Source organism: Pseudomonas sp. JAI120 (assembly GCF_014207255.1).
Classification (GTDB): Bacteria; Pseudomonadota; Gammaproteobacteria; order Pseudomonadales; family Pseudomonadaceae; genus Aquipseudomonas.
The window spans coordinates 222915-243021 of the sequence record NZ_JACHCZ010000001.1 but is presented as its reverse complement, the minus strand read 5'-3'; the positions used below and the strand labels follow the sequence as shown (position 1 = coordinate 243021).

Genomic DNA, 20107 nt, shown 5'->3' with positions numbered 1-20107 from the left:
CAGCGGAACGGTGGACACTGGAATCGACGAGCGAACAACACCACCTCCGTACAGACTCGTTTTCCGGGATTGTCGTTGCTTACCCGAGGTCTTCCTCTCGATGGCGTGATGCCCAGGTCGTACATCTTTGTCAGTAACGTCACCGATTTCATTGGTGCGCCGTTGTCCGAGTGAAGCACCAGCGGCTGGGGAAAACTCGGCCGGGTTCATGCGCGATGTGGGCCTGGACAAGGCCGTCAACGGCATCATCGAAGCGGGCTTTTTGCACTCCGGGCCAATCTGCGCCGCAGCCGAACGCTTCTTCGTGCATCGTTCACAGATCGAAGCGGTCATGGACAAACTGGCCCAGCGCCTGAGCACGCTGAATATCGGCTCGCCCCTGGATGAGCGCACTAAATTTGGCCCGGTCAACTACCGCCAGCATCAACTCAAACTCGGCGAGTTTTTCGCCAAGACCCGCGCCGAAAACAACACCATCATTCACGGAGGCAACCTGATCGACCGCCCAGGCTGTAACGTCGAGCCGACGATCATCCTCGCCAACAGTGTCTGCGACACCCTGCTCAACGAGGAAACCTTCGGGCCCATCGCCACGCTCTTGCCGTACGACAGCGAAGAAAAACTGCTGGCTTTGATGAACCCTACGGCTTGAGCGCCAGCCTCTGGACAAACGACTTGAGCAAAGCCCTGTGCATGGTGCCTGCCATCGAAGCCAGCACGGTGTGGGTTAACATGCACACGATGCTGGACTCGGCGGTGCCATTTGGCGGCAACAAATCCTCAGGAATAGGCCGGGAGTTCGGCAGCGCATTCATTGATGACTACGCCGAGCTGAAGTCAGTGATGATTCGCTACTGAGCCCAATCTCGACATTTTTCGATTTTCATGTAACGGCTTTTGCAGCTCTGGCGATCAAACAACGCTAGAGTATTTGATGTCTCACATAAGGAATTGACAGATGTTCATTGGACGACTCGCCGAACTGACCGGCTGCACCCCAAAAGCCATTCGACTGTACGAGCAAATGGGCCTGATCAACGAGCCGGAGCGTGAGGGGCGCTATCGCCTCTACAATGCTCACCACTTGGAAATCGTCCACCTCATACGCAAGGCGCAGGTGGCCGGGTTCAAGCTGGCCGAGATGAACCCGCTGATTGCCGCAAAAAACAAGTTGAAGTCCTTTCCGCTAGCGTTGGCCAACCAGGCCGTCGACGACAAGCGCCGGCAAGTCCAGGACAGGATCGCCGAACTGCAGGCGCTTGATCTTCACTTGATTGAACTCAAAAGCGAGATGAACTCAATGTTTGCGCCTCGCCCTGTGGCGGGTCTTCATAAGGTTGATGCGCCTGTCTGTGCAGATAAGCAAACGCTTGCCTCAAGGCCACTTCAGGCGGCCGTGGGTTGAAACCCAATTCGTTTTTCGCCTTGGTAATGTTGTATTCCTGCGCCACGTTGTGAAACAGGCGCACCTGGCTCAAGAGCAACTGGGCGGGTATGCCCATTAATTGCGCCCAGCGTTCCTGCAGCCAGGCCACGCCCAGCAGTAGCCAGCGTGGCGCTGAGACAGGCTGGCGATACCCAGGCGCCTGGGTGTTGGCGGCCGCGATCAAATCGCTGAGCGGCGACGAACGCTCATTGGCCAGGATATAGCGCTGCCCCGGCCGGCCCTTTTCGGCGGCGAGTATCATCCCGTCGGCCACATCACGAACATCGACGAAGTTGAAACGAAACCCCGGATCAAAGGGCATCTGCCGCCGCCGAACCGATTGAAGGAAGCCCATGGTATCCGTGAGGTAGCCAGCATTGGGGCCAACCATGGCCGAAGGCAATACCGATACCATGCTCAACCCCAACGCCTCAGCGCACTGCCAGGCTGCCTGCTCGGAGAGAATCTTCGATTTGTAGTAGGCGTTTTCGCTTTCCGTATTCCAGTGCGCCTCATCCAGCGCCGTACCATCATGACCGACGGCGGCCACCGAACTGACGTAGACCACACGCTGCACACTCGCCCGTGAAGCGGCTTGCAGCACACGCCGTGTGCCCTGGATATTCGGCTCGACAATCTCGGCCTGCGGGTTGCGCGCCCAGTGCTTGAACACGGCGGCCACTTGAAACAGTACCTCCACGCCCTCCAACGCCTTGTCCAAGGCCGCACTGTCCATTAACTCGGCATACACCAACTCGCAGTCCAGCCCGGCAAAGGGTGCGTGGTTATGGATATCACGAACGCCGGCTCGAACCCGATAGCCCTGGCCGAGCAACGCTCGCACCAAGGTATTGCCCAGATGGCCGTTGGCACCCGTCACCAGACATAAACCTTTCACAGGAACTCCTTGTTGGCAGCGCGCCAGAGTGTGCGCTTGAAAAAAGCATACGAGGTGTCCCATGGGGCAGAGTCAAGTAATCGTCGGTACGTTAGTTCAGTTTTCTGATTTCAGCGCCTCGGACATATCTAGACACATCTATAATGAGAACTTAGCAAAATATCATTGTTTGGCAGTTATGACACGAACGTACCAAGTTTAAAAAAATCATATAAAACAATGTCTTAATCATCTGCCCCTTAGGACAGATGTTCTTCGGGGACCCCGATAGCTTGTAATAGAACTTCATGGCCAGAGTACGACATTACTGCCCACGGCTTTCTCGCGACTGTCATTGAGACGCGGCCACAGCTGCTGGCCTGGCGCCACAAATGGCAAGGCATGGCCTACGTGGTCCAAGAGCTAGCAGAGCGCGAATTGAGCCCAGCTTTGGGCCGAGAACCGGATGTATTATCCGGCATCCGCGAAGAAGTCATCGATCTGGAAGAGGATTACACCCACAACTACGCCACCTGGTATCCCTCAGGTAAGTGACCCGGCCCACGATCAGCATCGCTTCCGCACCCCGGCGCCAGGAAACGATGCAGCATGCCTGATATCCTTCCCTGTCAGGAATCCAAGCCCCAGCGCTTTCAAGGACGTAGTAAATGAATTCGCAAAATATCGTTCGCTACTGGCACTCCGTCGAGCTGCTGCAACCTCAGGCAGTCCCAAAGCTGAAAAAGCGCGACAGCGACTACCAGCCGTTTTTCCAAGACATCCCCACCTCGGCCCAAATTCTCCCTTGGATGCCAGCCAACCTACTGAGCCGGCAGCGCCTGCCCAACAAGCGCGTATGGAGCCACACGCTCTACGCGCACCTCTACAGCAACGTAGACGTTTCTCGCCAGTTGGAAGCGCTTTACGGAGCCGACAAAGGCTACAAGGAGCCACAGCATAGGCTCTCCGCCTTGTACGCGCTCAAGTTCAACGATCAGGGAATGATGCTGGTCGACAGCCTGGTGTTATCCAGCGAGGCATGGTTCGTCGGCTGCGCCATCAACCAGAAAGATTGGACACGCGGCTTCGAGGAGACCCAGGACTTTCTTCGCGAACAGACTAAAAGTCTACTCGGTGGCGTAGTCTTGGCGACCGACCTTTCGCGCCTGACAAACTATATTCGTCAGGCCCTGGGGCTCGATGATTTTTTCGCAGACGAGTCGCGCGTACACCGTTTCCGTTCAGCACCGATTAACCCCAACAAGCCCGAACAGGAAGACGACCCGCTCAACAGCTTCCTACTGAGCGATCTGGCCGACATGGCCGATGCCCTGGCACGTGGCGAAACAAGCGAGCCTTTAGCCCGTTACCTGAGCCACCACGACTCAACCCAGCGCCTGCATCTCGACAAACCCGAAGCAGATCTGGCGCTGATCGACCGCCTTGCGCCCTCGCGTTATGCAGCAGGCTGCTGGCCTGCCGAACGGCATTTGGGGTTGGTGCACTCCCAACAACTGGCAGTCAACAGCCTGCTCCAGACCCTCAGCAACGGCACCGGCATCATGGGCGTCAACGGTCCGCCGGGTACCGGGAAGACCACCCTGCTCCGGGACCTGATTGCGGCGGTGGTGACCCAACGAGCCGACGTATTGGCCTCGCTGGGCAGGGCCTCGGATGCCTTCATCCAGGACGGTCGCGAATCCGCCAACGATGGCGGACGTGAGCGCTTTGCCTATCAACTCAATCCACGCCTGTTTGGCTTCGAGATGGTGGTAGCCTCCTCCAATAATGGCGCCGTGGAGAACGTAACGCTCGAGTTGCCCCAACTGGATAAAGTTGACCCGTCCTGGCTGCCAGATGCCGAGTACTTCAGTGAACTGGGCGAGCTCACCAGCGGCAAGCCAGCATGGGCAATGATCTCTTCGGCACTGGGTAGCAAAGCCAAGCGCACTCAGTTCGTCGACCGCTTTTTTTATGGCAAGCGTCCGCCCAACGCGACGAAGACTAGAGACGAATCCGCGCCCTCCCAACCAACATCTCTCGACAACAGCGACTTGGGCGAGGATCTGTACGACGGCGATCCAACGCCCGAGGCGTCCGTAGCGAACAGCACGGACGATCAGCCAGCCCCCAAAGGCATGCGCGAATGGCTGGCCGAGCAAGCCGCATACATGAAGTCGCTCTCGTCCACCGATAAAAACATGCTCTGGCGCGCCGCCGTCAAGCAATACCAGGACGCCAAGAGCGCCGAACAAGCGATACGCGCTCAAGCCAGCGACATTCTCGAACGGATTCAGGCAGTGATCAGCGCCAAGGCCCGAGTACATCAGAAGGAACAGGAGCGCCAAATCCGTCTGACCCTACGCAGCAGTCTTAATGACGAACAAGCCAAGCTGGAAACACGGCAGCTCACGTCCGCCCGCGAGCAACTGCAACGCGAGCTTCAGGTCCTTGAAGCACACCTGGCAAAAAAACCGGGGTTTCTCGCCAACCTATTCAGCCTCTGGGGGGCTCATCGCACGTGGGCAGCCCGGCAACGCCTGCTCGATAGCGCCCACGCCTTGGCCAAGGACGCCTTCGACAGTGTTCAACGTCAAGTGCAACGACTCGTCGGCCAGCTCACTGAACTCAATCGACAATTGGCTAAGGATGAACAGGAGATCAACGAAGCCGTACTCCACGCCTCCCTGCAGATCGAAAAGGCTCGCAACATTGCGCAGGCTGGCGGGGCCAAGCACCTGCAGGTCTGGCTCGAACAAGGCCGGATCGGTAGAGGCAGCGATATAGAGCTGCTCGAACCTTGGATAATCGAAGGCTCGCGCCAGGCCCGGGCAAAGGTATTCATCGAGGCACTCAAGTTGCACCGCGTGTTCTTCCAGATCGAAGCCTCGCGCTTGCGCGCAAACTTGGACTTCATCACTAGTACGCTCACCGGCAGTCGATACCGCGGAGTGTCCCCAGCCGTGGTGCGTTCGGCATGGGCATCACTGTTCATGGTAGTGCCAGTGCTTAGCAGTACCTTCGCCTCGTTCGCCCGCTCTTTCGGCAGCCTTGGCTGCGGGGAAATTGGCTGGTTGTTGGTGGATGAAGCCGGTCAAGCTACCCCACAGGCTGCGGTGGGTGCCCTGTGGCGTGCTCGCAGGGCTGTGCTGGTTGGTGATCCGCTACAATTGGAGCCGATCGTTACCGTATCCGATGCCGTACTCGAACACATGCGCAACCGCTATCAAGTCGACGCTCACTGGTTGCCCAATCGCCAGTCTGCTCAGACCTTGGCCGACCAAGCCACTCCTTGGGGTCGTATGGCGGGCCCTAAAGACAAGAAATGCTGGGTCGGCCTGCCATTGGTGGTGCACCGTCGCTGTGACAAACCGATGTTCGACCTTGCTAATCGCATCGCCTACGACGGAGCCATGGTCTATGGCACCCTCGCGCCTTCGCCCGTCAAGGAAACGCCGGCCCGCCTACCCACCGGCTGGGTGCACGCGAGTGGCCGTTCTTCTGGCAATTGGGTCGACAGTGAAGGCAAGGTGCTAGAACGGCTGTTGGCCATGCTTGATGGCGACGGTGTGCCGCTGGATAGCATCGCCGTTATCACACCCTTTCAGGACGTGCGTAACCAACTCAAGGATCGATTACACGCCAAGATCGTACGCGGCACGATTCACACCATGCAAGGAAAGGAAGCAGCAGTGATCATCCTCGTCCTGGGCGGAAGCAGTGAAAACGGTGGCGCTCGCGAATGGGCCGTTTCCAAGCCTAATCTGCTCAACGTCGCTGTCACCCGTGCCAAGCGCCGCTTGTACGTGATTGGAGATCGCAATGACTGGGCGCAACGCAAGCTTTTCTGTGAGGTTATGGAGTTGCTACCGGCTCACCCCCGGATGACGGCCGACAGCCCTGCATGAGCAAGTGGCTGTCGTGGGTCAGACTGTAGTGGTCTAATGAAACCGGACACCCATTTAGGCGAGAATGCTCGCCAGATTGAGGTGTCAGATGACCAAACAGCGCCGTTCCTTTTCTGCTGAATTCAAACGCGCGGCTGCCGGCCTCGTGCTTAAGCAAAACTACAGCTACATCGAAGCCAGTCGTTCACTCGGCGTCGGCGAGTCAGCGCTACGCCGCTGGGTTGAGCAGGTTCAGAAGGAACGCCAAGGCGTCACCCCGCAAAGCAAAGCGCTGACCCCGGAACAGCAAAAAATTCAGGAGTCGGAAGCTCGGATCGCTCGCCTTGAGCGAGAGAAATCCATATTAAAAAAGGCTACCGCGCTCTTGATGTCGGAAGATCACGAGCGTACGCGCTGATCAATCAGCTGAGCGTCCATGAGCCGATTGCCTGATGTCGAGCGGCTTCGGTTGTGCAGTCGGGTGAGCGAGTTGTTTTCACAAAGTCGCAGTGCTGCCGGCAGCCGTAGCATTATCTCGTTGATGCGTGACGATGGTGAGCAACTCGGTCGGTTCAAAGTGCGCAGCTTGATGCGTGAGCTTGACCTCGTGAGCAAACAGCCAGGTTCTCATGCCTATAAACGTGCGACGGTCGAACGGTTGGATATCCCGAACATCTCTGATTCATCACTGTTCTCCCGTAACCCGTGTTTTGCTCTTCGTCAAAGTCAGGCTCAACAGGACCGAAATCAAGATGATGCCGCCGACTGTGGTCAGCGACCATTGGATCGGCACGTGCCACCAAGGCGCGATCAGCATCTTGCCGCCGATGAACATCAGCACGATGGCCAGGCCATACTTGAGCAAGTGGAAGCGGTCGGCCATGTCCGCAAGCAGGAAATACAGTGCCCGCAGGCCCATGATGGCGAAGATGTTGGAAGTGAACACGATGAAGGGGTCGGTGGTAACGGCGAAGATAGCCGGGATGCTGTCAACAGCGAATACCAGGTCGCTGGCCTCAATCAGTACCAGCACCAGGAACATCGGCGTCGCCCAGCGCAGGCCGTTCTGGCGCACAAAGAAACGCTCGCCGTGAAAGCCGTCGGTGATGCGAAGATGCCTGCGCAGCCAGCGCAGCAAAGGGTTCTTTTCGAGGTCTGGCTGCTGGTTGGCGAAAATCAGCATCTTGATGCCGGTGATTACGAGGAAACCACCAAAGACATAGAGTAGCCAGGCAAACTCCTGCACCAGCCAGACACCGGCGAAAATCATACCGGCGCGCATGATGATCGCACCGAGCACGCCGTAAAGCAGGACGCGGCGCTGCAACTCTGGCGGCACGGCGAAGTAGCCGAAGATCATCACGAAAACGAACATGTTGTCGATCGACAGCGACTGCTCGATCAGGTAGCCCGTCAGGAATTCGAGCGTGGTGCGCTGGGCCACTTCGGCGCCGAACGTGCTGCGCAAATACCACCACAGCAGGAGGGCGAAGACCAGCGCCAAACTCATCCAGGCGGTGACCCAGGCCAGCGCTTCGCGCGCCGAAACACGATGCGCCTTGCGCCCGCCGAAGACGAACAGATCGAGCGCCAGCATGGCAAGGACGAACACGATGAAGGCGGCCCACATCCAGGGTTCGCCAACGCTGATTGCGGTCATCTAAGGTCTCCTCGTGATGCAGCAATAGACTTGAGGAATCATGCTAATGAGTCGATCACATCAATAAAAATCGTTTATTCGATGCGAATAGTTCGTTTTTTACGAAGTAACGAAGACAACGCAAGAGGCGATGCGCACGGCTCCAGCAGCCTCGTTTAATGCTCGATCGAGATGGAAAGACCTGCAGACCATTCGAACGCTTGCCAACTGCCAAACCTATCAACGACTCTTTCTGGTCGCAGGCCCAACCATGCGTCACTCGCCGGCGATGGAGCGGGCAATCGCACTGGCCGACGCTACAGGCGCAGCGCTGCATATCGCGGTGTTCATCGAAGACTTCGACCTTATGCGGTTAATGAGCAACAGTGAACAGCTTCGTGAGAGTTGCCGGCAGGAGAACCTGCAGTGGTTGAAGGATGAGGCCGAACTCATTCGCAGGAAGGGCATCAATGTGACCACCGAAGTTGCATTGACCCGTGACCCGCTGCAAGAGATCCTTGGGCATGTGGCTGAAATGCAGCCGGACCTGATTATCAAGGACGTACATCATGAATCAGCGCTCAAACGCGTATTCGTCACGCCTTTGGATTGGCAGTTGTTGCGCGAATGTCCGCCCCCCGTACATCTGGTCAGCGAAGTCAGGTGTCCGCTTCCTCGGGTGATTGTGGCAGCGGTTGACCCATCGCATCCAGAGGGTCAGATCAGCGGAATCAACGACAGCGTCATTCAGGCGGCGAACGAATTGGCGACGCAATGTGATGCTGAATTGCACATGCTGTATGCCTATGAACTGACACACACATTTCTCTGATGCAGGTGCTGGTGCCGTGACGATGCCAGGCTTCAGCAACGACGTGCGCCGGTCACTTGAAAAGTGCTTCATTGCCTTGGCTGGACGCCACGGCGTGCCACCTGAGCGGCAACACTTCATAGCAGGGCCGCCAACCAAAGCGATGGCCGAGTTTGCCACTCACACTCGAGCGGATGTCTTCGTAATGGGAAACACTCATCATAAAGGGGTAGACAAGCTGATCGGCAGTACCACGGAGCATGTTTTGTATAAGGTGCCCTGCAGCGTTTTGGCCATCAAGGGAGAAGTGGATCAATGAGCGGAAAAAAACACCATTATTCCAACCGGCTGCGGGGCTGATGTCATTTTTACCCAGGCTGCTGACTTCAGATGAACTTGGGCGGTCTGTAGGACACGCATAAGACCATCGATTACCAGGTATTCAGGTAGGTCAACTGCTTCCGGTAGGCTGAATCAAAACGGCATCAGCACCGGCAACTCTGGTTCACCAGGGAAAAATATGTCGATAACTCTTAAGTCACTCTCCGTTAATCCTTGGCGCAATCGTCCCAAGCATTAAATTGTAAGAGTGTGTTTCCGCAGAAGCTCACCCATTACATACAAGATTTTAAACTACATTCGGTCATCACCCTCCAAACGGCAGTTTTCTGCCTAGACTTGCTCTTGTCCGCTGTGCACATGCTTTCCAGAGCATGGAATTGCACGGAAAACTAAAACAAGAGGAAACCCCCAATGTTCAAACCTATGTGGAAAGCAGTCGCATGCACCCTTGCACTTGGCACCATGAGCATGGCCATGGCTGCAGATCCGGTGATTATAAAATTCTCCCACGTCGTTGCAGAGCAGACTCCCAAAGGTCAGGGCGCCCTGATGTTCAAGAAACTGGTGGAAGAACGCTTGCCCGGCAAGGTCAAGGTCGAGGTCTATCCCAACTCTTCATTGTTTGGCGATGGCAAAGAGATGGAGGCCTTACTGCTCGGGGATGTACAGATGATTGCACCGTCGCTGGCCAAGTTCGAGCACTACACCAAGACCGTTCAACTGTTCGACCTGCCTTTCCTGTTTGATGACATCACCGCTGTTGACCGCTTCCAACTGAGCCCGCAGGGCCAGGCACTGCTCAAGTCCATGGAAGACAAAAACATCACAGGACTGGCCTATTGGCACAACGGGATGAAACAACTGTCCGCGAACAAAGCGCTACGAGTGCCGGGTGATGCCCGTGGCCAGAAGTTCCGGGTGCAGGCCTCTGCCGTGCTCGAGGAGCAGTTCAAGGTCATACGCGCCAATCCGCGCAAGATGAGCTTCGCCGAGGTTTATCAGGGCTTGCAGACCGGTGTCGTCAACGGCGCGGAGAATCCTTACTCGAACATCTACAGCCAGAAAATGCATGAAGTACAGAAGTACATCACCGAATCCAACCACGGTGTACTGGACTACATGCTGATCACCAACACCAAATTCTGGAGCGGTTTATCGCCGGAGCTTCGTGGCGAACTGGACAAGATCCTCGTCGAAGTCACCGCGCATGTGAACAAAGAGGCCGAGCAACTGAATCAGAACGCCAAGCAGAGCATCATCGCGGCCAAAACCACCGAGATCATCATCCTGACGCCTGAGCAGCGCGACCAATGGCGTGTAGCGATGAAACCGGTGTGGAAGAAGTTCGAAGGCGATATCGGCGCCGAGCTGATCACTGCCGCTGAAGCTGCCAACCAGGCCCAATGATCGGTGGACGACAGGTGTTGCCCTCCTGGCAGCACCTGCCTGTCATTCGCTACAGGAGATGCCATCCATGAATGCCCTTCGGCGCATCTGGGAACACTTCGAGGAAGGTTTCATCGTCTTCCTTTTGGCCGCAATGACGTTGGTCACATTCGTCTACGTTGTCCTCAACAACCTCTACACCCTGTTCTACCGCCTCGCCGAGAGCTGGGAAAGCGCCAGGGAATCGCTGTTCGCCATCGGCGACGGCGTCATGGGTATGGCACAAGCCATGACCTGGAGCACCTCACTGACCAAGGCTTTGTTTGGCTGGCTGATTTTTTTCGGGTTGTCGTACGGCGTCCGAACCGCTGGTCATATCGGCGTTGACGCTCTGGTCAAGCTGGCGAGCAAACCGGTGCAACGGGTCATTGGCATCATTGCCTGTCTTTGCTGCCTGACGTATGCCGGACTGCTCAGCATCGCCAGTTTCGGCTGGATCCAGACCCTGATGATTGCCCAGATAGGTGCCGAAGACTTGGGCCAGTACGGGATCATGCAATGGCACATCGGCTTGATCGTCCCCGTAGGTTTTGCCTTGGTCTTCATCCGATTCGCTGAAATTCTCGTGCGTATCCTGCAAAACAGGCAGACCGGCCTGGGCCTGGCGGATGAAACCGCAGACGCGTTGAAACTGACCGAACACGAGGATGACAAGTCATGACCATTGCCTTCCTGTTTGTGATGCTGTTCGTGCTGATGTTCATCGGCGTTCCCATTGCCATATCCCTGGGGTTGGCGGGCTCGTTGACCATCGTTTTCTTCAGTCCCGACTCTGTGCGCTCTCTGGCGATTAAACTGTTCGAGACGTCGGAGCACTACACGCTGCTGGCCATCCCGTTCTTTCTGCTCGCGGGTGCCTTCATGACCACCGGTGGCGTCGCTCGGCGGCTGATTGACTTTGCCAATGCCTGTGTCGGCCATATACGTGGAGGTCTGGCTATCGCTGCCGTATTGGCGTGCATGTTGTTCGCTGCCCTTTCCGGATCGAGCCCAGCCACTGTGGCGGCGGTGGGTTCAATTGCCATTGCCGGCATGGTCCGCTCCGGTTATCCGCAAGCCTTCGGTGCGGGGATCGTCTGTAACGCCGGGACCTTGGGTATCCTGATTCCACCCTCGATCGTGATGGTGGTCTACGCAGCCGCGACCGAAACGTCAGTCGGCAAACTGTTTATGGCTGGCGTGTTACCAGGCCTGCTTCTGGGGCTGGCGTTGATGGTGGCGATCTACATCGTCGCCGTGAAGAAAAAGCTGCCCGCCATGCCGCGCGCGACGTTCCGTGAATGGCTTAGCACGGCACGCAAGGCGATCTGGGGTCTACTGCTGATGTTCATCATCCTGGGAGGTATCTACTCCGGGATGTTTACCCCGACCGAAGCGGCGGCGGTGGCGGCCGTATACTCGGCCTTCATTGCCTTGTTCGTCTACAAAGACTTAACGTTCCGCGAAACGCCAAAGGTCCTGCTGGACTCGGCCAAGCTGAGCATCATGCTGATGTTCATTATTGCCAACGCCATGCTCTTCGCGCACGTTTTGACCACTGAGCAGCTACCGCAACAGATCACCGCGTGGGTGATTGAAGCGGGGCTGACACCGGTGATGTTCCTGCTTGTGGTGAACATTGTGCTGTTGATTGCAGGGGCCTTTATGGAGCCCTCGGCAATCATCCTGATCCTGGCACCGATACTGTTTCCCATCGCCATGAAGCTGGGTATCGATCCCATTCACCTTGGCATCATTATGGTGGTGAATCTGGAAATCGGCTTGATCACTCCACCCGTGGGTCTGAACCTGTTCGTGACCTCTGCTGTGACAGGTATGACGCTGCCTGCAACCATCAGAGCAGCCATGCCCTGGCTGATGATACTGCTCCTGTTCCTGATTCTGATTACCTACGTGCCTTGGATCTCCCTGGCTTTGCCAAGCTGGCTGGGCATGAGCTGATACCTGCCTGTCCGGGTACTGGACGTTCGTATCCGGACAGGACTTTCACGTTTGCGCTACCCCGGCCACTTAGTGTTGTTCTGAGTCCGTCACGCAACTCCATAGCTCCACCGAGGACGGATTGCTGACAGGTGGCCCCAGCCACTCACTCATCTCGTGACAATGCTGATCAAAGCACAACTGGTAGTCACCTGCTTCCGGAGTACGTCCCAGGTTCAGCGGCTGCATGGGTGGTAGGTGGCGCTGATAGTGCCAGCTGCCTTTTTCCAATCTCGCCTCTGCGGGAATTTCCATACCCGCGCCATTTCCTTTGACCCTTGCCTCCATAAGAACGAGCCCTTGCTCCGAGACACGGTAGTCTTCTTCCCAACGAATTTTTTCGATTGTGTGATTCCAAGCCAGTGTAAAGCTTGAGATTGGGAGTTGGGCCCAGGCGACCCCCGCCAAACCCAGGCACAAGCCGATCATGCTCTGGCCAGTCCGCCACGGCGAGACCGCCAGACATGCTGAAGGATCAGCAACACACCCAGCACAAAACCGATTTCGTCGGTCAACGGCAGCGCAACGACCAACAAAGCACCTGCCGCGAAACACAATAAACGCTCCCAAACCGGCATCTTCTGTTGCAGATAACCTGTGGACGCCATTCCCCAAAGGCCAACGGCCAACATCGTCTTGACTAACATATAGGCAGTCATCCACAAATTGTCGCCTTGCAACATTAGCGCAGGGTTGTAGACCGCCATGAACGGAATGACGAATCCTGCCAGTGCAATACGAACCGCCCACAAACTGATCTTGAATCCTGTTTCCTTGGCAATGGGCGCTGCGGCAAAGCATGCCAAGGCAACCGGAGGGGTAAGGTCTGCAAGAATTCCGAAATAGAAAACGAACATGTGCGACACGATCAGCGGCACACCCAACTCAAGCAAAGCGGGTGCTGCAATCGAACTGGTGATGATGTAGTTGGGAATCGTCGGGATACCCATACCCAAGACCAGGCAGGTAACCATCGTCAGTATGAGTGACAACAACAAGTTATCCCTGCCGATGGCCAGTATGTAACCGGCGAAGGTCGAGGCTATGCCCGTCAATGACACTACACCGATGATGATTCCCACTAGCGCGCAAGCAATCCCGACCGGCACAGCATGACGAGCACCTTCGACCAACGCATGCAGGCAAATACTCAGGGTTTCTCGGCCTCCCTGAATAAACCAACAGATGACCACTAACGTGGCGATCACCGCAAAGATCACGCTGATACCCAACTGGAAAAAACCGACGCAGAGGACACCCAGAGCGATCCAAAAAGCACATCGCAACGCGAAACTGGACACCTGAAAAATGATTGCCGAACCGAGAATAACGATGGCTGTCAGCGCCAGACCCACCATCCCGGAGAACAGTGGGGTACGTCCGGAAAACAGCAGGTAGACCAGGACAAAAAGCGGAATCAGCAAATACCAGCTTTCCTTTACCGCAACCCATGCGCTGGGACATTGGTCTTTGGGTAGCCCTTTAAGGTCGGAGCGTTTTGCCTCAAGGTGAACCATCCAGAACACCGAACCGAAATACAGGATGGCTGGAATTAACGCAGCTTTGGCGATCTCTACAAACGGGACATTAATTGTTTCCGCCATAATGAAAGCGACAGCCCCCATCACAGGCGGCATCAGTTGGCTGCCCATGCTCGAAGTTGCCTCTACGCCGCCAGCAAATGCTGCCTTGTAGCCGAAGCGCTTCATCAATGGAATCGTGAACTGTCCGGTCGTGACAACGTTTGCAATGCCTGAGCCTGTGATCGTCCCCATCAAAGCCGATGACGCGACCGATACTTTTGCCGGTCCTCCGAGTTTGTGGCCAAACAATCCCATTGCGAAGTCAGTAAACAATTTGATCATTCCCGCCTGTTCGAGAAAGGAACCGAACAAAATGAACAGGAAAATATAGGTAGCGGAAACGTAGGTTGGTGTGCCGTAGAGCCCCTCGGTGCCGAATGACAGCTGGTTGACGATTTGATCCAATCCGTAGCCTCGATGTGCCAGGTCGCCTGGCAGGTATTCACCCAATAAACCGTATGCCAAAAACAGTCCACAGATGACGGGCAATGCGATACCCATCACCCGACGAGCCGCCTCAAACACCAATGCGATCAATACCAGCCCAACGACCATGTCTGCAGATGTCAGGTCACCCGAACGCTGGATCAAATCCGCCTCGAAGAACCATTGATACAAGGCAGTGGTAATCCCGGCGAGACTCAATATCCAGGCCAACGGCTGCCAAGGTCGCGTTCTGCCATACGCCGGGTAACTCAGAAACACCACCCACAGCAGGAAACCAACGTGCACCGCGCGCAGCACCTGGCTGGAAACAGGCGCAAACGCAGCGGTGATAATCTGGAAAACTGAAAACAACAACGCCACGTAGAACAGCGTCTTAGGCCAGTCGCGTGGGTTGGCGGCTATGCCATGATGATCTTCGCTCATTGGGTACCTGCATCAAAACTACATAGAAGGGTACGAACCGCTCTATCGCTCTAGCGACCATCCCCGTGGCGCATTTTTGGATTACAGCGCTCCAGCTTCCTTGTAGTAGCGCTCGGCGCCGGGGTGAAGTGGAATGGGCAGATTCTTGGTAGCATTTTGCAACTTGATGTCCTTGGCGGCTGAGTGAGAATTACCTAAACGAGTGAGGTTTTCGAACATCAGCTTGGTCATCTGGTAGGCAACGTCATCCGAGACATTCTCGCGCGTCACCAAAATATTGGTGATCGCCACCGTAGGCACTGACTCAGGCTGTCCGTCATAGGTATTGGCTGGAATTTGTGCAGGCTGATACGCGGCATTGCCGATTTTCGAAACCACATCAGGAGGGATGGAGACGTAGTTCAATGACATGGTTGAGGAAAGGTCGCGGATGGCCGCCATTCCTAACCCCGAGGACTGAAGCGTGGCATCTAACTGACGGTTTTTGATCAGCTCGACCGACTCCGCAAAGGGTAGGTATTGGACTTTGCTCATGTCTTCGTACGTCAATCCCGCCGCTTTGAAGATCGCACGCGCGTTCAGCTCGGTACCGGACTTGGGGGCGCCGACGGAGATGGTTTTCCCTTTCAGATCCGCCAAGGTTTTGATGCCGGACTCTTTGTTCGCAACAATTTGAATGTAGTTCGGATAGGCTCCTGCAATTGCTCGCAACTTTGTCAGCGGGGCCTTGAACCCTGCATCTTCCACACCGTTTTTTGCATCCGCCACAGAGTCCCCAAGCGCCAGAGCGAGCTCCCCACGATCAGCTTGTAAAAGGTTGAGATTTTCCACCGAGGCTTTTGTCGCTTGGACAGAAGTCTTCGCCCCCGGTATCCCATCGCTGTATATCTGTGACAGCCCAACCCCAATGGGGTAATAAACCCCGCTAGTACCACCTGTAAGGATATTTATGAACACAGGTGCGGCGTTAGCTGCGCACGAGACTGTCAACGCAGCGGTGGCCGCAAAGAGGCTAAAGCGTTTGTTTACTCGCATGGAAAACTCTCCGTCTTGTTATGGCTTAATGCAGAGTCTTTCTACTGTAGTCGAAACCAACGCCTTGAGTGGGAAGCTGAGTTAGCCTAATAATTTTGGGGTTATCGTTCAGTCGCTGCAATGGCCCCTAATCGGGATGTACTCTCCGAGCAATGCACGGAGCTTGCTTTCAACGTCCATTTCTCGCTGTAGGCCTGAATCGCTTTTCGACGCAGGCTTCTAAACCACAGTATTTCTAGGCTTCGAGAAATACTGTGGTCATATCAAGAGAGATTATTTGGCTACGGCAGCACTCGTTAGGACGCTGCTGCGGCGAAGGACTATAACGCCGCCGAACGCTGCCAGAATCGATCCGATCAATACACCGACTTTGACTTCATCAATCAAAAGAGCTGATCCGGCGAACGCCAGATTGCCAATGAATAGGCTCATAGTGAAACCAATGCCGCACAACAGTGCTACGCCATAGAGTTGAACCCAGGTACTCCCTTCCGGGAGCTTGGCCAGGCCCATACGAATGGCCAGAGCAGCCAATAGGAAAATACCGACCTGCTTGCCCACCAAAAGCCCCAGAGCTACACCCAACGGAACCGGATCGACCAGGTTCTCCATCGAAATACCGGCCAATGAAACACCCGCGTTGGCAAAACCAAAAATCGGCACCACTGCGAACGCTACCCACATGTGCAGCTTCTCTTCCAGGAAAAGCAGCGGAGATCGGGCTTCCTCTTCTGGCTTGCCCATGGGGATGCACAGCGCCACAGCGACACCCGCCAGCGTGGCATGTACACCCGATTGCAGCACGAAGAACCACAGCACACCACCGACCAGGAGATACGGGAACAATCGCCTTACGCCCAATCGATTCATTGCGATCAGAATGACCAGGGTAGCAAGCGAGGCCAGCAACATCGGCATGGAAAGGCCCGAGGTGTAGAAAAAGGCGATGATCACCACCGCGCCCAGATCGTCAATGATCGCTAAGGCAGCCAGAAACACTTTCAGCGAAGTCGGGACTCGCTTACCCAGCAACGACAAAACACCTAAGGCGAATGCGATGTCAGTAGCGGCCGGGATCGCCCACCCCCCCAGGGTCTCAGGATTACCCCAGTTGATTGCGATGTAGATCAGCGCAGGAACCACCATGCCGCCCAAAGCCCCAAATCCAGGTAAGGCGCGTTGCCCCCAAGTGGAAAGCCCACCAGCCAGCACTTCTCGTTTGATTTCGAGCCCGACCATCAGGAAGAAGATCGCCATCAGGCCATCATTCACCCAATGCTCTACAGACATGCCCATCCAAACACTGTGCAAGGCTGCAAAGTAATTCTGGGATAGGGGCGAGTTAGCAACAATCAGAGCGGCCAGAGCAGCCCCCATCAACACGAGACCGCCAGCGGATTCCGATGACAGAAAGCGAGCCAGAATCGCGGCCGCTCGAGGGGTTTCGGCTTTAGCTTGATGCTTGGTCATCAACGTCCTTGGGATCACTTAAAAGGTAATAGATTAACATCTGGCCTACACGAAAACGGCGGCGTTAAACAGCCTGAAACAGTTAATGTACAAGACCATAACCTGGCATCAATGTTTTTTGTTCAGTGCTCTGGAATGGGGTTTTAGACCAGAACCTATTGGCATGCGAAACAATATACATGCCGCCCATCGGCTCCATACCCCGTGCCCTGCCCTTTTCGAATAACCCGCTCAGCCTTCCCATCGCTTGATACCATCCAGCACACTTGTATGAAGATTTAATGTCTGGAAGGACTCTGTGAACATTATCCGTCGCTGGTTACGACAACCCTATGCACGCCTTATCACTTTGATCGGATTGGTTCTGATCGTGCCTGTGTCCATGCGTGCGGCACTGGGCTGGTCGAATCCACTCGGCTACCTTTCGGATGTGGGAATTGCGAGCCTGCTCATCGTACTCCTGCATCGCCGTCCTTGGTGGTTAGCACTTCCAGTGCTGCTGGCATGGGGACTTATGACACTGGCGACTGCTGAGCTGGTCAGCGCGGTCGGTAGGCTTCCAAACTCCTCAGACCTGCACTACCTGATCGACCCTCAGTTTTTGGAAAACTCTACCGGTGGTGGTTTCGCCCAGCCTTGGCTAGCCGCCACTCTGTTCCTTGGACTGGTGATTTGGCTGATCACGCAGTATCTGGGGCGCTCCACTCCCGCTCCGGGCTTGCCACGAAGCGCGTGGGGAGCACCGCTACTGCTATTGATCGCCCATTGGGGCGCTCAGCACTTGTACCCCTCAGAAGAAGACCAGTGGCGCTTGTTCAACCTCCCGCATCAGTTGATGGCCGCGAGCGTTGGCGATGTTCAGGCAAGCGCAGAAGAGTGGTTGGAGGGTGATGTTGTCGATGTCCCACCGCAAATGGCGGGGCTCACTCAACTCGATTTGGACGGACAAAAATTGCTCGCGGCACCGGGGCGTGCGCGCAATGTGTTGATCATCGCGCTGGAAGGTATTCCCGGCGCTTACGTCGGCGTCAACCGCCAAGCCCTGCACAGCAGCTATCAAGAAAACCTCATGCCCAACCTCAGTCGTTGGGCAGAGCGCGGCATGAATACGCCGGACTATGTACTGCATAGCCATCAAACCATTCGCGGCCTTTACGCGATGCTTTGCGGCGATTACGACAAGCTGGACAACGGCACGCCAAAAGGCCTCGAAATGTTGACCCAGAGCGAGCGCAACCAAGCCTGCCTGCCAGCCCAGTTGCATAAGAACGGGTTTGCCACGCACTACCTTCAGGGTGCAGGCCTTCGATTCATGGCAAAAGACAAGATCATGCCGCACATCGGCTTCGATGCCACCCATGGCTTGGAATGGTTCACCAACAGTAACTATCTGGAGTTTCCTTGGGGCAAAGATGACAAGGCGTTCTTCGAAGGGGCGCTCGACTACGTCGGCCAGCTGAAAAAGCAGAAAAAACCATGGATGCTGACCCTGCTGACCGTTGGCACCCACCAACCCTATTCGGCCCCTCAGAACTATCTTGAGCGCTACGACACACCCAAGCAGGCTGCCGTCGGATATCTGGATGATGCCCTCGGGCAATTCCTCAACGGCCTGGAACGCCAAGGCATCTTGAAAAACACCTTGGTGGTGATCACCTCGGACGAATCTCACGGAATTGATGGAGTGCGCCTAGCTTCCTCTTGGGGTTTCAACCTGATGTTAGCGCCCGAGCAGGATCAGTTGCCCAAGGTAAAGTCTGGGGTCTATGGGCATGTCGATCTGAGTGCCTCAATACTCGACTATTTCGCCTTACCTGTCCCCTCAGCCTTGAGCGGTCGCTCGCTGTTTCGTGACTATGAAACAGGCCGCGAGATCATGTCGTTCACCAACGACAAGCTGCGTTATCACGATGGCCAAGGCACCTTGATCGAGTGTGACTTTCAACAGCGTTGCAGGAATTACAATAGCGCAGGGTTCATTGCCGATCACGCTATCCTTGCTGGACAGTACGGGGGCAAACGAGCACGAGAAATCACAGCAAAAGCCTCGGCGCTGGATCATTCGCTGATCCGGACACCGTTGAATCAGCACTACCAGTTCGGCAGTCCCACCATCATCCCTCTTCAGGCACAGATCAAGGATGACTGGGCCGACAACCTGATCGGTGCTCAGTATCTGGAAATGCCCAAGGGCTCACAAACACGCGTGCGCCTGACCGTGCGCTCTTTAGATCCACAGCAGAACGCCTACATCCTGCTGAAAGCCAAGGAGTTGGAGCAGGATGTGCCACTGGGGCTGCCAGCAGAAATGGTCGTCACTGCCGATCAGCCGCTGGAGATGGACTTCAGTTTCGATAATCCGCAGCCGCGTAAAGCGTTCTCGTTCCACCTGCTTGGCTATGGGCTAGGTGCCGTTGAAGTAAGTGACTTTAGCGTGATTACCGAGTTGCTAGAAGCACCGGACGCGCTGGAAGAGTCCCAAGTTGATAACGTAGCTAAATCAAGTTAGGGCGCTATGCATAACTGGGATTAAGTTGAACGCATTAATATTCCGGGTTAAACAAGGCAACACAGGAATGTTGCAAGAGCCGTATACCCTAAATATTGAATAAACAGAGCTTTCTTAAAAACATCAGTAGTATTTACTCCTCCCCCATTTTTGATTCGCGCAGTGTTCGGTTGCCTGCAACATTAGATAAAAATGTAGAAGATTAAACTTATCACCAAAACATTTTGACACA

General features: G+C 55.5%; 12 protein-coding genes and 4 pseudogenes. 10 read left to right on the top strand and 6 right to left on the bottom strand.

The features are described 5' to 3' along the window. Positions 1-187: 187 nt before the first annotated feature. Positions 188-858: pseudogene (locus HDC32_RS01215) on the top strand (aldehyde dehydrogenase family protein); the annotation flags it as partial. A gap of 100 nt (positions 859-958) precedes the next feature. Continuing rightward, a pseudogene (locus HDC32_RS01210) lies at positions 959-1267 on the top strand (MerR family transcriptional regulator); the annotation flags it as partial. 13 nt (positions 1268-1280) lie between these two features. Here HDC32_RS01210 and HDC32_RS01205 read toward each other — a convergent pair. After that, on the bottom strand, positions 1281-2324 hold the full coding sequence (locus tag HDC32_RS01205) for an NAD-dependent epimerase/dehydratase family protein (RefSeq protein ID WP_131696394.1): 1044 nt from the start codon (positions 2322-2324) through the stop codon (positions 1281-1283). A gap of 381 nt (positions 2325-2705) precedes the next feature. Here HDC32_RS01205 and HDC32_RS01200 point away from each other — a divergent pair, with 381 nt between their 5' ends. The 3 genes and pseudogenes from HDC32_RS01200 to HDC32_RS01190 all read left to right on the top strand — a co-directional run. Further along, positions 2706-2858: a hypothetical protein gene (locus HDC32_RS01200; protein ID WP_178116792.1), complete on the top strand. Its 153-nt coding sequence runs from the start codon at positions 2706-2708 to the stop codon at positions 2856-2858. A 113-nt stretch (positions 2859-2971) separates the two neighbouring features. Then, complete coding sequence (locus HDC32_RS01195) at positions 2972-6211, top strand: ATP-binding protein (RefSeq protein WP_184742143.1); 3240 nt, start codon at positions 2972-2974, stop codon at positions 6209-6211. A gap of 88 nt (positions 6212-6299) precedes the next feature. Beyond that, positions 6300-6866, top strand: a pseudogene (locus HDC32_RS01190) (transposase); the annotation flags it as partial. Between the two features lie 9 nt (positions 6867-6875). On the opposite strand, the gene HDC32_RS01185 reads toward HDC32_RS01190, so the two are convergent. Beyond that, positions 6876-7850: a TerC family protein gene (locus tag HDC32_RS01185; RefSeq protein WP_131696396.1), complete on the bottom strand. Its 975-nt coding sequence runs from the start codon at positions 7848-7850 to the stop codon at positions 6876-6878. Positions 7851-8100: 250 nt separating this feature from the next. Between HDC32_RS01185 and HDC32_RS01180 the strand changes: the two are divergent. The 4 genes and pseudogenes from HDC32_RS01180 to dctM all read left to right on the top strand — a co-directional run bounded on the left by HDC32_RS01180 (position 8101) and on the right by dctM (position 12369). Beyond that, a pseudogene (locus HDC32_RS01180) lies at positions 8101-8959 on the top strand (universal stress protein). 434 nt (positions 8960-9393) lie between these two features. Next, the gene (locus tag HDC32_RS01175) at positions 9394-10389 is read left to right on the top strand and encodes a TRAP transporter substrate-binding protein (protein ID WP_131696397.1); all 996 of its coding nucleotides are present in this window, start codon (positions 9394-9396) and stop codon (positions 10387-10389) included. A gap of 67 nt (positions 10390-10456) precedes the next feature. Next, on the top strand, positions 10457-11089 hold the full coding sequence (locus HDC32_RS01170) for a TRAP transporter small permease (RefSeq protein WP_145338180.1): 633 nt from the start codon (positions 10457-10459) through the stop codon (positions 11087-11089). Further along, positions 11086-12369, top strand: coding sequence for a C4-dicarboxylate TRAP transporter large permease protein DctM (dctM, locus tag HDC32_RS01165; RefSeq protein WP_145338181.1), 1284 nt, complete (start codon positions 11086-11088; stop codon positions 12367-12369). The genes HDC32_RS01170 and dctM overlap by 4 nt, the downstream gene beginning before the upstream one ends. Before the next feature lie 69 nt (positions 12370-12438). Here the strand turns inward: dctM and HDC32_RS01160 are convergent, their stop codons facing one another. The 4 genes from HDC32_RS01160 to nhaA all read right to left on the bottom strand — a co-directional run bounded on the left by HDC32_RS01160 (position 12439) and on the right by nhaA (position 17366). Next, complete coding sequence (locus tag HDC32_RS01160) at positions 12439-12837, bottom strand: DUF1850 domain-containing protein (protein ID WP_131696400.1); 399 nt, start codon at positions 12835-12837, stop codon at positions 12439-12441. Then, positions 12834-14861 carry a TRAP transporter permease gene (locus HDC32_RS01155; RefSeq protein ID WP_184742141.1) on the bottom strand — a complete coding sequence of 676 codons (2028 nt, stop codon included), beginning with the start codon at positions 14859-14861 and terminating at the stop codon, positions 12834-12836. Before HDC32_RS01155 ends, HDC32_RS01160 begins: the two co-directional genes overlap by 4 nt. An 81-nt stretch (positions 14862-14942) precedes the next feature. Beyond that, positions 14943-15896: a TAXI family TRAP transporter solute-binding subunit gene (locus HDC32_RS01150; RefSeq protein WP_131696402.1), complete on the bottom strand. Its 954-nt coding sequence runs from the start codon at positions 15894-15896 to the stop codon at positions 14943-14945. A 273-nt stretch (positions 15897-16169) separates the two neighbouring features. Next, positions 16170-17366, bottom strand: a complete 1197-nt coding sequence (gene nhaA, locus HDC32_RS01145) for a Na+/H+ antiporter NhaA (RefSeq protein WP_131696403.1) — start codon at positions 17364-17366, stop codon at positions 16170-16172. A gap of 298 nt (positions 17367-17664) precedes the next feature. Here nhaA and HDC32_RS01140 point away from each other — a divergent pair, with 298 nt between their 5' ends. Then, positions 17665-19875, top strand: a complete 2211-nt coding sequence (locus tag HDC32_RS01140) for an LTA synthase family protein (protein WP_184742138.1) — start codon at positions 17665-17667, stop codon at positions 19873-19875. Positions 19876-20107 lie beyond the last annotated feature (232 nt).